Origin of the sequence: Sporosarcina ureae, assembly GCF_002082015.1 — a bacterium.
GTDB lineage: Bacteria > Bacillota > Bacilli > Bacillales_A > Planococcaceae > Sporosarcina > Sporosarcina ureae_A.
Window position 1 is genome coordinate 393,411 of the sequence record NZ_CP015109.1, and the last position, 12,056, is coordinate 405,466.

The following is a 12,056-nucleotide window of genomic DNA, read 5'->3' on the forward strand; positions in this document are numbered from 1 at the left end:
ATATCTTATATGAAAATTTCAACTTGTGGAACTGCCGACGGTTTGCCGAATAAATAGCCTTGGAACAACTGATACCCATTCGCTTTCAACCACTCAAAATCTTCTACCGTCTCTATACCCTCTGCTAAAGGAATCGAATCCACCGCCAACGCTTTTTCAAGAAACTCTGCTGCGATATGTTGCTTAGCAAGATCAGTCGCGACACCTTGTACATACTTGATATCGAGCTTCATGTAGTTCGGACGAAGGAATGAGAGGACTTCAACTGTGTTATAGCCTTCCCCGACATCATCAAGCGCATACTCGAATCCTTTTGAATGATAGTACTCCAAAATCGTTTTTAAATGGCCCATGTCTTCCACTTTTTCCGACTCCACAACTTCGAAAATCAAACGATATGGATCAATTTCCAATTCCTTCGCCAAATGAATCGTCGAGCGCAAGCAAAACTCCGGCGAATAGATAGCGGTTGGAATGAAATTAATAAATGCTTTTTGCGTAATCTGTTGTGCGTAGCGAACTGCCGTTAGACGACACACTCTGTCAAGAGCATATAATCTACCGCGCTCTTTTGCTGCGGAGAAAATTTCATTTGGATAAATCACTCTACCGTCTTGATGATAAAAGCGCGCAAGCAATTCATAGGCATAAATCTCGAGCTCGGGTGTAACAATAGGCTGATAATGGCTCGCCAATTGTTCGTTTTGAATGACTTGGTCAATCCATTGCATGTCGACTACTTGCATGACTTCCGAGAACGGCCGCCAGTCGGTTTGATCGAGACGAAACTGAATGGAATCTATTTCTACTGCATGATCGACGCAAAAGTCGTATAATTCTTTTATCCCTTGTTCTTTCACATGAAATGTATAACTTTCCTGGTTCACCAGCATCTCGGCTCGTTTCAAATGATCTTCTACTGATTCGAACAATGCTGTTTGTTTACAATTTTCAAATGAGACTTCATAATCCATCTCACGGACAACACAACCTTTGCAAGGCATTTACTTCACTCCTTCAGCATCTGATTTGAAAATCATATCATATTTCAGGTCCTTTTCTCATACAGGAGTATAGAAATATAGTTTTTCTAGTTAAATAGCACGCCAGGGTTTAGATTACTTTCATTTGTGGAATGACAAGGATATAGAACGTTTACTCGTTTCGACGGAAGTTAGACGTTCAAATTAGAAACGCACTTATTATGTGGAGGTGACTAGATTGAAGGTGCTCTTGTATATTAGTGCCATAGTCGCCGTTGCGGCTTTAGTGGTTATCGCAATTGCTATTATTAAAACAGCCAAAGCGGTCAAAGAAGCAATGACAGATGTAAAAGAAACGATGAAACGTGTGGAACTGAAAGTGGGCGGTATCACAGATAAAGCGGATCAGCTCATGACGCAGACAAACCAAATTGCGGATGATGCGAATGCAAAACTGCAATCGGTTGACGGATTGGCGGCTTCAGCGAAAGAACTTCGCGAATCCACCCAGTACGTGCAAAACTCTATCGCTAAAATGGCAGATCAAGTATCAGCGCCTCCTGGCAAATACGCCAAGCTGATGGAGCAAACGACTGCATTGTCTGAAGTAGCGTCAAAAATGTTCTACAAGATGAAGCAGAATAACGGAGAGAGGTGAACTTGATGGATTGGGTACTAGGAATAGGCGTATTGCTCATCGGCATCGCGCTAATTATTGTCGCAATCGTGTTAATTAAACCACTTGGAAAATTGACCGAAGTATTGGAAAGTGTCAAGAAGACGACCGATACCCTGCCGTCAACGGTAGCAGAAGTTACGGGTCAGACACAGCAAATTCTGCATACGACGAATGATACGATCAGTAATGTAAACAAACAGATTTATGAAGTGACACCGGTCTTCCAGATTGTCGGGGATGTTGGTGAGGCTTCACGCGAAGTAACGACTGCCGCACTCGATACGACGATTCGTTTTAAAGATCGTGTAGGGAATGCAGGCGAGTTTGTTCGCGAAAAAGAGTATAAAGGGTTATATGGAGTCGCTACGTTGGCATTTTATTTGATGCAGCAACGTAAAGAGCTGAAGAAGATGCGACCTTAAGTGGAAGAGTTGTTCAGTCCTATATAAAACGTAAAGCAGACCACTAATTCGCTACATGAATTAGTGGTCTTTTATATGTCAATCGTTTGCGTTTCATCACCTATTCGAAGGAGATTTTCTTATTCACTTGAAGATAATTCATTGGTAAGCCCTTGATCTTCCTCATATTCAAATTTGCCGATTTTCCCTTTTTCTTTAGTGGAGAATAGAACGACTCCTGATACATCCGCTACTTTTCCATCTTCACTGTCTTTTATATAACCGACAGTCGCAGTGAACGTATATCGATTGGAATACGCGCCATGTTGTTCGACAACTACTTCTTTTAAATCCAATTTATAATCAGATGCGTCTGCCAAAGTAGGATAGACCAACCCCCATGTTTGTATAAATGAAGTAAGATAGTCTTCGGTAAAGTACTCTCCGTATATTTCCGCGATATACTGATCAAACTCTAGATTTACTTCTTTGCCATCTACAACATGTGTATGATTTGGATCCTGAAGCAAATCCATCATCTTTTTGTCAGGTCTTTTAAATTGGATTGTAAGGACCTTTTCAATAACAGCTACATTTGGATCTTCTGCCTCAGCTTTTGAACAAGCTGAAAATACCATGCCGGTAAGAAGTAACAATAAAATTATAATGAAGATAAAGAGCTTCCTGCTGCCTACAGATTTTTGTACTAACTCCATATTCTGCCCTCCGATTATTAGTAGTTAACGTCCAATATTATCGCATGTAGTCTGAAGTTCGATTAAAAATTTTCCCATTTCACTTCGTATACGTAAATTCATTTGTTATAAGTTTACTATCCTTACTCACAAATTTAGTACTCACTCCACCGCTCTTAATGCTAAAAAAGACTGAAGTTCAACCCGATTGGGATTGATCTTCAGTCTTTGTCAGCACTTAAAATGATGCATTTTCTGGTGCTGGTAACTTTTTTTGTGGAACACTCTGTTCTGCACGATCCTTAGCAGCGCTCACGGATTGCTTACGCTTCTTAAAGATGTAATAACCTAACATAGCTGAACCGTAGATGTTGCCTAGCTTCTTGTTTTGCTCTGATGTGTCTGTGTGGTCTCCTTTTTGTTGAACAGACGACGACACGTCCACTAATGAGGAAGACAACTGGTGTGTAGATTCTCCAAGATCGCCGATTACTTGGAACAATGGAGTCAGATTTTCAATTTTTGTATTGATATCTGCTAAAGATTCATTACTGTTTTTAATTAAATTACCGGTTTCATCCAAAATGCCATCAAGTTGTTTCGGAAGCGCTCCTACCGTCTCATCGACGTCGTGCAGAATATTTCCAACTTGTTGTAATACCTTAGCGAAATAGATAGCTAAAATGACGAAGGCGATACCGATTAGTATGACGCCAATTCCAACGAGATCCATTCTCAACCCTCATTTCCTTTTACGTATTTTTTACGCTCTTCTTACCGCGTTGCCATGAATCGTAAACTTGGGCACCAAACTCTCCGTATTGGATCGCTTGAACAAACTTTTCTGTTCCTGGAAGAGAACCATCCTCTTCAAACTGTTTTGTCCGTTTGTTTACTTCTTCACTTAAGTACTGGCTGGATCGTCCAATATTTTCAATCGTAGAAAATAAAGGTGTCGTTGCCGCGAGTTTCACTTGAACATCTGTCGCCAGTTGTTCAGTCTCATTTAGAGTTCCATATAATTGCTCTATGCTTTGATCGAGCTCTGCCTCTACCCCTTTTACTGTTCCCATAACGGTTAGCAATAAGTTCGAAGACTTCGTTAGTAACAATGAAAGGTAGATGGCGACAATCAATACTGAGATTGCAATTAATAATAAACCAATGTACGCCATACACACATCCTCCTCTCCAACAGACTAAATACACCTTATCATTCTATACCACTCTCAGTTTTTCTAAAACATTAATCACCCAAAGTTCTGTCATACGAGTGTAAAAGTTTACTTTTCATCTGTAGTGACTAGTTATGGAAACCAATGCGACTCACGGGTGTATTACTTAATAAGTAGAGTCTTCCATCTTCAACAAAAAATCCTATGCCCCGTATGAGGGAACATAGGATTTTTTATTATTCTTCATGTCGTCCGACACAACGCTCACATTCGTACATCATAGATTCTTGTTTTTCTTTGAACTGGTTCCCACATTCTATACAAACCTTTTCCACCATTTGTCTTTTTTGCTCAGTGTTCTTTTTCATCGTACATTCCTCCATTCATTTAGTTGTCATTCCCTGTACTGATACAGCAACTTTTATTAAGACTAATATATAACAGTATCGTCAGACTTGTCACTCTTTTCAGACGGAACCTGTTATTTTACGATGGAATCCAAAAGAGCACGACGAATATAGGAAATAGAAAAGTGGAAATAAAAATGGCATGTCAATATCGCGACATACCATTTCTTTCCTCTTTACATCATCACACCATAAACTATTACAGCCGCGATGATGACTAGCGTTACGACAAACACCGTCCATTGCATATTATCCGGCTTTTCTGGTCTACTATCCCATTTCTGCATGAATAAACGCTTCCTTTCTGGTGTGTTAGTTCTTCATTCATTAGTTTTCCCTTCTGTTTACGAATTAAACGCGATGTATTTGTGTATAATCAGAAAACAGATCTATATGAATGAATCTTCATACTATCTTCATAATGCTATTGCCCGATAATAAAATATGTACGTATTATTCCATAAATAAATTAAATGATTGATCTTCTCAATTTATTAAATCCTTAACTAACCAAGCAACCGCTTACATTTACAGAGTGTTCTAAATATAGTCATTACTCACGAAATAAACATACAATTTAGAACTTTCGTATGTTCATTCGGTTTTTTTCATGTTATTATGAGTAAACGTTGATTCAATAACGGAGGTTAGATGATAAGTGATGAAGGTGAAAAAAATGGAAACTCCACGTGTTCAAGTAGAAGATATCTTAATCGCGAACCAGCTGCTAAAAGACATCGTAGCGCATACGCCTTTACAGAAAAATGATCGTCTATCGGAAAAGTATGACTGTCATGTGTATATTAAGCGGGAAGATTTGCAGCATGTTCGTTCCTTTAAATTGCGCGGTGCTTATTATAAGATGAAGCGCATTGAAACAGAAGCACGTAAAAAAGGAATTGTTTGCGCTAGTGCAGGAAACCATGCACAAGGTGTAGCTTTCGCTTGTGCAAACCTAGACATTGACGGCAAGATCTTCATGCCTCAAACTACGCCTAAACAAAAAGTAAACATGGTGAAAATGTTCGGACGTGATCGCATTGAAATTATTTTAGTCGGAGATACTTTCGATGATTGTTTCGAGAGCGCGCTCGATTTGATGGAGAAAGAACAGCGTATTTTCATCCATCCATTCAATGATAAGGATATTATCGCGGGTCAAGGAACGGTAGCTGTCGAGATCATGAATGATATTGAAGAGCCGATTGATTACGTATTTGCCAGTATCGGCGGTGGTGGTTTGATGTCCGGAATCAGTACATACATCAAAAACTTGTCTCCGCACACGAAGATGATCGGCGCAGAGCCAGCAGGTGCAGCAAGTATGAAGGCTTCTATCGACGCCCAAAAAGTCGTACCTCTGGCAACGATTGATAAATTCGTCGATGGCGCGGCTGTCAAGTGCGTAGGCGATCTGAATTACGATATTTGTAATAACTATCTAGAAAACATCGTCAGCGTTCCTGAAGGTAAAGTATGTACCGCCATTCTCGACTTATACAATGAACACGCGATCATCGCAGAGCCAGCAGGTGCACTTCCGATCGCTGCACTCGATTTCTATAAAAATGAAATCAAAGGCAAATGTGTCGTCTGCGTGATCAGTGGTGGAAACAACGATATTGGTAGAATGCAGGAAATCAAAGAGAAGTCGATGATTTACGAAGGCTTGCTGTATTATTTCCTTGTGGACTTTCCACAACGTGCAGGTGCACTACGCCAGTTCCTTGATGGTGTACTTGGACCGGATGATGATATTACGATGTTCGAGTATACGAAGAAAAATAACAAAGAGAGCGGTCCGGGTCTTGTCGGAATTGAGATTAAGCGCAAAGAAGATTATAACGGCCTGATTGCACGTATGGAAAAGAACGGTTTCCCTTATAAAGAAGTAAACAAAGACAGTTCGTTGTTCGGGTTGTTAATTTAATAAAAGTTCTGCCGCAAGAGTCATCGCGACTTCTTGCGGCAGTTTTTTTGTGGTTATATACCTAGTAGTATGATGTTTAGACTTCACTAATCTGCGCTGATTCTTATGCATCAACAGATCAGACATTCAAAACCTACCTTGCACTATCTTCTAACATAACAAAATGACCATACCCACCTCACATGAATCTATTCACACCAATTATGAAAGGTTTTCAACATAAAAAAATTGGGTATTTAATTACTAAAACATTCATAAACAGCACATGCTATCTGTACATAAGAAGAACACTTTTTATGAAAACTGCAGAAAAGGCGGTGACTCTGACATGGGCCCCAAACATAGTAAATTCAGTATATCCATACTCTTCATAGTTCCCCTGCTCATCTTAGCAAGCCTCACGGTCCCGTATTTCACAACCATTCAAAACGGTGCGGATGTCTATCTTCAATCGGAAACGATTACCGAGCAAGATGCAACTGAAAATTACGTCATGCTGCGCTACGACGTGGAAAAAGTACCAAAGGAGCGTATGACGCCTAGTTTAGTGAATGCATTAAAAAAACCCGATGAACTCGGTCAGACACGAGTTTTTGGCGTATTGGAACAAAAAGACGGAGTATCTGAATTGGTTTCATTGAGCGACAAAAAACCCTCTGAAGGCGTCTATTTAATGGGCTGGCTGGCGCAGACGACCGAGCGAGAGTATCGTCAAAATGATCATTATATCGTGAATTTCGGACTGGATCGCGTCTATGTTCCCGAGTTTGGCCACCGCGTTGCGGCAGACAGCGTGCAAGACCGTACGATGACCGCACACTTTAAAGTTCTTGATGGCAATAGCATTTTGCGCGAATTCCAAACCAACTAAAAGAAGCAAAAAGGAAGAGTATCGCTCTCCCTTTTTGCTTCCTTTTGCATTATAAACCTAATGAAATATATTTTACTTCTACATATTCATCCATACCTTGATGACCACCTTCACGTCCAAGACCGCTTTGTTTAAAGCCACCAAACGGAGCTTGTGGTGCTGACGGCAAGCCATCGTTCAAACCTACGATACCATACTCCAATGCTTCACAAATTTGAATACCACGTGTGATATTTTCCGTGAAGACGTATGATGCGAGTCCAAATACAGTATCATTCGCACGCTCGATTGCTTCTTCTTGTGTCTCAAACGTCGCAATCGGCAATACCGGGCCAAATGTCTCTTCTTGCATACAGAGCATATCGTCCGTTACATCTTTCAAAACAGTCGGTGGGTAGAATAATCCATTGATGAGTTCGCCACCTGTGACGACTGTCGCACCTTTGGATTTCGCATCTTCTACATGTTCTTGCACTTTATCGATTGCATCTTGGTCAATTAACGGACCTATCACGACGCCTTCTTCTTTACCGTCGCCAACTTTCAACTTCTTCGTTTCCTCTGCAATGCGTGTCGTGAATTTTTCCACGATCGATGAATGAACATAAATACGGTTCGCACACACACAAGTTTGTCCTGCATTACGGAATTTCGCTGCGATGACGCCATCTACCGCTTTGTCCAGATCCGCGTCCGCCATAACAATCGCTGGTGCTTGTCCACCGAGTTCCAATGAAATCTTCTTCATCGTATCGGCTGCACCTTTCATCAATGTCTTACCGATTTCAGTAGATCCTGTAAACGTCAGCTTACGCACACGCCCGTCTTCTTGCCACGCCTCTGCAATTTCACTCGCACTGCCTGTTACAATGTTCAGTACACCGTCGGGAATACCCGCTTCTTGTGCAAGCTCTATTAAACGAATTGCAGTGAGCGGAGTCTGAGATGCCGGCTTCATGACGACTGTACAGCCTGCTGCAAGTGCTGGCGCAATTTTACGTGCAATCATAGCCGCGGGGAAGTTCCATGGCGTAATCGACGCAATGACACCGACTGGTTGCTTGTGTACAAACATTCGCTTATTGGACTGCGTAGCCGGAATGGTTTCACCGTAAATTCGTTTCCCTTCTTCCGCAAACCAACTGATGTATCCATTTGAATAACGCATTTCACCAAGCGCTTCCGCTAATGGCTTCCCTTGCTCAGTCGTCATCGTGTCGGCTACGCTTTCTTCATTTTTTTCAATTAACGCATGCCATTTCATTAAATACGCACTGCGTTCATACGCCGACAATGCGGCCCAGTCCGAAAACGCCGCAGAAGCTGCGTCGACCGCTTGCTTTGCTTCCGCTTTGCCGCCTTTAGGTACAGCACCGATCGTCTCACCTGTTGAAGGATTCACCACTTCAATTTGGGGTAAATCCGCACCGAGTCGCTTTCCGTTAATGATCATTTCAGTCGTTTTCATATTCAACCTCTCCTTTATTTAGCATCATTGACACGTTCTACGGGAATATCCGCCACTATATCATTTAATACCCAACTGGCGAGAATTAAACCAGCGACTGACGGACAAAACGCATTGGAAGCTGGAGGCATTTGTGCTTTTCGTATCGATGCATCGGCATTACCGACTGTTTCAAGGATGTCTTCTCGTACAACGATTGGGCTTTCATCAGAGAACACGACAGGCACGCCATTAGGAATACCAAGCTTGCGCAAACGAAGACGCATCACTTTCGCCAATGGATCTGTATGTGTTTTTGAAATATCAGCAATCTTAAAGCGAGTTGGATCTGTTTTATTGGCAGCACCCATGCTGGAGATTATTTTAATCCCACGTTTGACACATTGCTGGATCAAATGAATCTTATAGCTAATCGTATCCGATGCATCAATTACATAGTCGGGCTTATATGAGAAAAATTCTTCAGACGTCTCTTCTGTGTAGAACATATGTAAATCGATCACTTCACACTCTGCGTTGATATCTGCAATTCGTTCTTTCATGACGGCAGATTTCGAACGTCCTACCGTTGATAAATAAGCGACCAATTGGCGGTTGATATTCGTGATGTCAACTGTGTCTTTATCGACTAAAATAATGCGCCCAACCCCAGTCCGCGCACATGCTTCAGCTGCGAATGAACCGACGCCACCGACACCTAAAATCGCCACCGTTTTGCCTTTCATTCTTTCCACGCCTTCTGTACCAATCGATAATTCATTTCTCGAAAATTGATGTAACATCTATACCGCATCCTTTATGATTAATTGTATTCACTCTATCCTAAAACAGTCACCTGCACTCGCGCAACTAACTGAATTTTAGACACTAAAAAACCTTCTCGCTTACGCAAGAAGGTGAATTGTTGTAGGAAAGTGAAATCCCGACTGTGCCGTCTTTGAATATCGCTTTGAACCCGCTAATAGCAGGTGGGTGTCCTGTATAACTCTTTTGGCGTCCCGATTAAAGGCATGTCATCCAAGCTATAACGTTGAACTCCCGACGATAAGATGTTGGGTCAAAACTAATTTACAAATGACGAACACTTCAGGATTTCTACTAACTTCATCTTATCATACGCGTTTTTATAATTCAATCTATTTGAACAAAGTCTTTAAAAATAGTTGTTTCCTCACTTTTTTGCTAGTTCAGCGACTACTTTTATCCCGAGTTCTTTCAACTGTGCATCGTCAACAGAACTAGGTGCTTCTGTCAATAGATCACTTGCACTAGCTGTTTTAGGGAACGCAATTGTGTCGCGCAAGTTTGTAGATCCCGCAAGCAACATCACGATACGGTCTAGACCAAATGCAATTCCGCCGTGTGGAGGTGTCCCGTATTCAAACGCGTCCAACAAGAATCCAAATTGCTCGCGCGCTTGTTCTTCTGTAAATCCAAGTGCTTTGAACATGGCTTCTTGCACATCACGTTGGTAAATACGCAAAGATCCGCCACCTAGCTCATATCCGTTCAATACTAGATCGTATGCTTGTGCTTTTACTGTTTCCGGGCTCGTTTTCAATTCTTCCACGTCAGCCGGCATAGTGAATGGGTGATGTGCTGCATAATAACGGCCATCTTCCTCATCGTACTCAAATAGCGGCCAATCCGTAACCCACAGGAAGTTATACTGAGACTGGTCAATTAAATCTAATTCTTTTCCAAGCTTTAGACGTAGCGCGCCTAATGAATCGGCTACTACAGACTTCTTATCTGCTCCGAATAAGAATAAATCTCCAGGTTCTCCGCCACCAGCTGCTTTCAACGCTTCGCCAATTTCTCCATCAAAGAATTTTGCAATCGGGCCATTGAAGCCGTCTTCCGTCACTTTTAACCACGCCATACCTTTCGCACCATACACTTTAGCAAACTCGCCAAGTGCATCGATATCTTTACGAGAATACTGATCCGCTGCACCTTTAACGTTGATCAATTTCACCTGTCCGCCCGCTTCCACTGCACTAGCGAACACTTTGAATGAAGAGTCTTTGACAATCTCAGATACGTCCGTCAATTCCATTCCGAAACGAGTGTCCGGCTTGTCTGAACCGAAACGACCCATTGCTTCGTCATACGGAATGCGTTTAAACGGCGTTTCTACATCTACTTGTTTGACGTCTTTCATTACTTTCTTGATCAGACGTTCGTTAAGCTCCAAAATTTCTTCGATTGACATGAAACTCATTTCCATATCGATTTGCGTGAATTCTGGTTGACGGTCTGCACGTAAATCTTCATCGCGGAAACAACGAGCAATTTGGTAATAGCGATCGAAACCAGATACCATCAATAACTGCTTAAACAACTGCGGTGACTGTGGCAATGCGTAAAATTCACCTTCGTGAACACGGCTTGGCACTAAGTAATCGCGTGCGCCTTCAGGAGTCGATTTCGTTAGAATCGGTGTTTCCACTTCCAAGAATCCTTCATCATCCAAGAAGTTACGCACTGTTTTCGTAATATCTGAACGCATTTTGAAAACTTTTGCAAGCTCAGGACGACGCAAGTCTAAGTAACGGTACTTCAGACGCGTCTCTTCGCCTACATCCGTTTCGTCTTCAATAGTAAATGGTGGGTTTTTCGCTTCGTTGATGACTTTTACTTCAACCACTTGCACTTCAATAGCACCTGTCGCGATGTTTTTATTCTTTGTACGTTCTTCACGTTCGATGACGAGACCCGTAACTTCGATGACGTATTCATTACGCAATGTTTCAGCAATTTCAAGTGCCTCTTTTGAGATGTCCGGGTTGAAGACTGTCTGGACGATGCCTGCGCGGTCGCGGACATCGATGAAGATGAGTCCACCGAGATCACGGCGCTTCTGCACCCAGCCTTTGAGCGTGACTTCTTCTCCGATTTGTAGTTCTGATAAGTTCCCACAATAATGTGTGCGTTGCATAGTAGCTACACTACCCTTCTGATGTTTGAGTTTGTATTTTGTAATTCGAATGAAAATAGAGAGTGTTATTTGGTGTTGTGCATGGGATTTGCGCTTCAGAGGGGACGCTTTCCCGAGGGCCCGCGGTGAGCCAACCAGGTCGCTGTGCTCCCTTTGGTTGTCTCACCTGTCGGGCTGATCCTCCGGGAGTCGCCCCTCTTACGCTCCAATCCTAAGTGGATACTATAATTAGTTAGCGACATCACTGAAATTCATAAGCGACTAACTATATTGCTTCTTATTTCATTTAAATTCAAGATCGAGTTCAAATTCAAGTTCAGTCACCAAGTACCTCTTATTCTAAAAGTTAGGATTGGAGTGCAGGGCGGCGACTCCCGATGGATCAGCGTGCGCCTTGAGACCCCGGACAGATGCCTTAATTTCTGAAAAGTACACAGAAATACGGCAAAGCGAACCCTTCGCTGTTCGCTTGGCTCAAGCCACGCCCATGGGAAAGCGTCCGCCCG

12 protein-coding genes and 1 other RNA gene are annotated in these 12,056 nt (G+C 42.2%); 4 read left to right on the forward strand and 9 right to left on the reverse strand.

The genetic code is table 11. The features are described from left to right. Window positions 1-5 precede the first annotated feature (5 nt). Entirely contained in the window at window positions 6-1,004 is a 999-nt protein-coding gene (locus tag SporoP17a_RS01975) for an EAL domain-containing protein (RefSeq protein ID WP_083031714.1), read from the reverse strand. A gap of 223 nt (window positions 1,005-1,227) precedes the next feature. Here SporoP17a_RS01975 and SporoP17a_RS01980 point away from each other — a divergent pair, with 223 nt between their 5' ends. Next, window positions 1,228-1,641 carry a DUF948 domain-containing protein gene (locus SporoP17a_RS01980; RefSeq protein WP_233193572.1) on the forward strand — a complete coding sequence of 138 codons (414 nt, stop codon included), beginning with the start codon at window positions 1,228-1,230 and terminating at the stop codon, window positions 1,639-1,641. A 5-nt stretch (window positions 1,642-1,646) separates the two neighbouring features. Further along, window positions 1,647-2,084 (forward strand): DUF948 domain-containing protein, encoded by a 438-nt coding sequence (locus SporoP17a_RS01985; protein ID WP_029053736.1) that lies wholly within the window; start codon window positions 1,647-1,649, stop codon window positions 2,082-2,084. Window positions 2,085-2,203: 119 nt separating this feature from the next. Here the strand turns inward: SporoP17a_RS01985 and SporoP17a_RS01990 are convergent, their stop codons facing one another. The 4 genes from SporoP17a_RS01990 to yhfH all read right to left on the reverse strand — a co-directional run bounded on the left by SporoP17a_RS01990 (window position 2,204) and on the right by yhfH (window position 4,301). After that, window positions 2,204-2,779 (reverse strand): hypothetical protein, encoded by a 576-nt coding sequence (locus SporoP17a_RS01990; protein ID WP_083031720.1) that lies wholly within the window; start codon window positions 2,777-2,779, stop codon window positions 2,204-2,206. A 217-nt stretch (window positions 2,780-2,996) separates the two neighbouring features. Continuing rightward, a complete protein-coding gene (locus tag SporoP17a_RS01995) occupies window positions 2,997-3,491 on the reverse strand; it encodes a DUF948 domain-containing protein (RefSeq protein WP_237262363.1) in 495 nt (164 codons plus the stop codon). A gap of 19 nt (window positions 3,492-3,510) precedes the next feature. Next, complete coding sequence (locus SporoP17a_RS02000; protein ID WP_083031726.1) at window positions 3,511-3,933, reverse strand: DUF948 domain-containing protein; 423 nt, start codon at window positions 3,931-3,933, stop codon at window positions 3,511-3,513. Window positions 3,934-4,169: 236 nt separating this feature from the next. Next, the gene (gene yhfH / locus SporoP17a_RS16670) at window positions 4,170-4,301 is read right to left on the reverse strand and encodes a protein YhfH (RefSeq protein WP_156890506.1); all 132 of its coding nucleotides are present in this window, start codon (window positions 4,299-4,301) and stop codon (window positions 4,170-4,172) included. A gap of 700 nt (window positions 4,302-5,001) precedes the next feature. Between yhfH and ilvA the strand changes: the two genes are divergently transcribed. Beyond that, a complete protein-coding gene (gene ilvA, locus SporoP17a_RS02005) occupies window positions 5,002-6,270 on the forward strand; it encodes a threonine ammonia-lyase IlvA (protein WP_083035843.1) in 1,269 nt (422 codons plus the stop codon). A 328-nt stretch (window positions 6,271-6,598) separates the two neighbouring features. Continuing rightward, complete coding sequence (locus SporoP17a_RS02010; RefSeq protein ID WP_167693362.1) at window positions 6,599-7,141, forward strand: GDYXXLXY domain-containing protein; 543 nt, start codon at window positions 6,599-6,601, stop codon at window positions 7,139-7,141. A 49-nt stretch (window positions 7,142-7,190) separates the two neighbouring features. Here SporoP17a_RS02010 and SporoP17a_RS02015 read toward each other — a convergent pair whose 3' ends face one another. The 4 genes from SporoP17a_RS02015 to aspS all read right to left on the reverse strand — a co-directional run bounded on the left by SporoP17a_RS02015 (window position 7,191) and on the right by aspS (window position 11,550). Then, window positions 7,191-8,609, reverse strand: a complete 1,419-nt coding sequence (locus tag SporoP17a_RS02015; RefSeq protein WP_083031732.1) for an NAD-dependent succinate-semialdehyde dehydrogenase — start codon at window positions 8,607-8,609, stop codon at window positions 7,191-7,193. A gap of 14 nt (window positions 8,610-8,623) precedes the next feature. Beyond that, on the reverse strand, window positions 8,624-9,391 hold the full coding sequence (locus SporoP17a_RS02020) for a tRNA threonylcarbamoyladenosine dehydratase (RefSeq protein ID WP_083031735.1): 768 nt from the start codon (window positions 9,389-9,391) through the stop codon (window positions 8,624-8,626). 133 nt (window positions 9,392-9,524) lie between these two features. Beyond that, window positions 9,525-9,705, reverse strand: a non-coding RNA gene (gene ssrS / locus SporoP17a_RS02025) — 6S RNA. 75 nt (window positions 9,706-9,780) lie between these two features. After that, the gene (gene aspS, locus SporoP17a_RS02030) at window positions 9,781-11,550 is read right to left on the reverse strand and encodes an aspartate--tRNA ligase (protein WP_083031738.1); all 1,770 of its coding nucleotides are present in this window, start codon (window positions 11,548-11,550) and stop codon (window positions 9,781-9,783) included. Window positions 11,551-12,056: the final 506 nt, after the last annotated feature.

Excerpts from the sequence above, each read along its gene's own strand:
- SporoP17a_RS01975 (WP_083031714.1), bottom strand. The coding sequence starts at position 1,004 with ATGCCTTGCAAAGGTTGTGTTGTCCGTGAGATGGATTATGAAGTCTCA.
- SporoP17a_RS01985 (WP_029053736.1), top strand. The coding sequence starts at position 1,647 with ATGGATTGGGTACTAGGAATAGGCGTATTGCTCATCGGCATCGCGCTA.
- SporoP17a_RS01990 (WP_083031720.1), bottom strand. The coding sequence starts at position 2,779 with ATGGAGTTAGTACAAAAATCTGTAGGCAGCAGGAAGCTCTTTATCTTC.
- SporoP17a_RS01995 (WP_237262363.1), bottom strand. The coding sequence starts at position 3,491 with ATGGATCTCGTTGGAATTGGCGTCATACTAATCGGTATCGCCTTCGTC.
- SporoP17a_RS02000 (WP_083031726.1), bottom strand. The coding sequence starts at position 3,933 with ATGGCGTACATTGGTTTATTATTAATTGCAATCTCAGTATTGATTGTC.
- yhfH (WP_156890506.1), bottom strand. The coding sequence starts at position 4,301 with ATGAAAAAGAACACTGAGCAAAAAAGACAAATGGTGGAAAAGGTTTGT.
- ilvA (WP_083035843.1), top strand. The coding sequence starts at position 5,002 with ATGAAGGTGAAAAAAATGGAAACTCCACGTGTTCAAGTAGAAGATATC.
- SporoP17a_RS02010 (WP_167693362.1), top strand. The coding sequence starts at position 6,599 with ATGGGCCCCAAACATAGTAAATTCAGTATATCCATACTCTTCATAGTT.
- SporoP17a_RS02015 (WP_083031732.1), bottom strand. The coding sequence starts at position 8,609 with ATGAAAACGACTGAAATGATCATTAACGGAAAGCGACTCGGTGCGGAT.
- SporoP17a_RS02020 (WP_083031735.1), bottom strand. The coding sequence starts at position 9,391 with ATGTTACATCAATTTTCGAGAAATGAATTATCGATTGGTACAGAAGGC.
- aspS (WP_083031738.1), bottom strand. The coding sequence starts at position 11,550 with ATGCAACGCACACATTATTGTGGGAACTTATCAGAACTACAAATCGGA.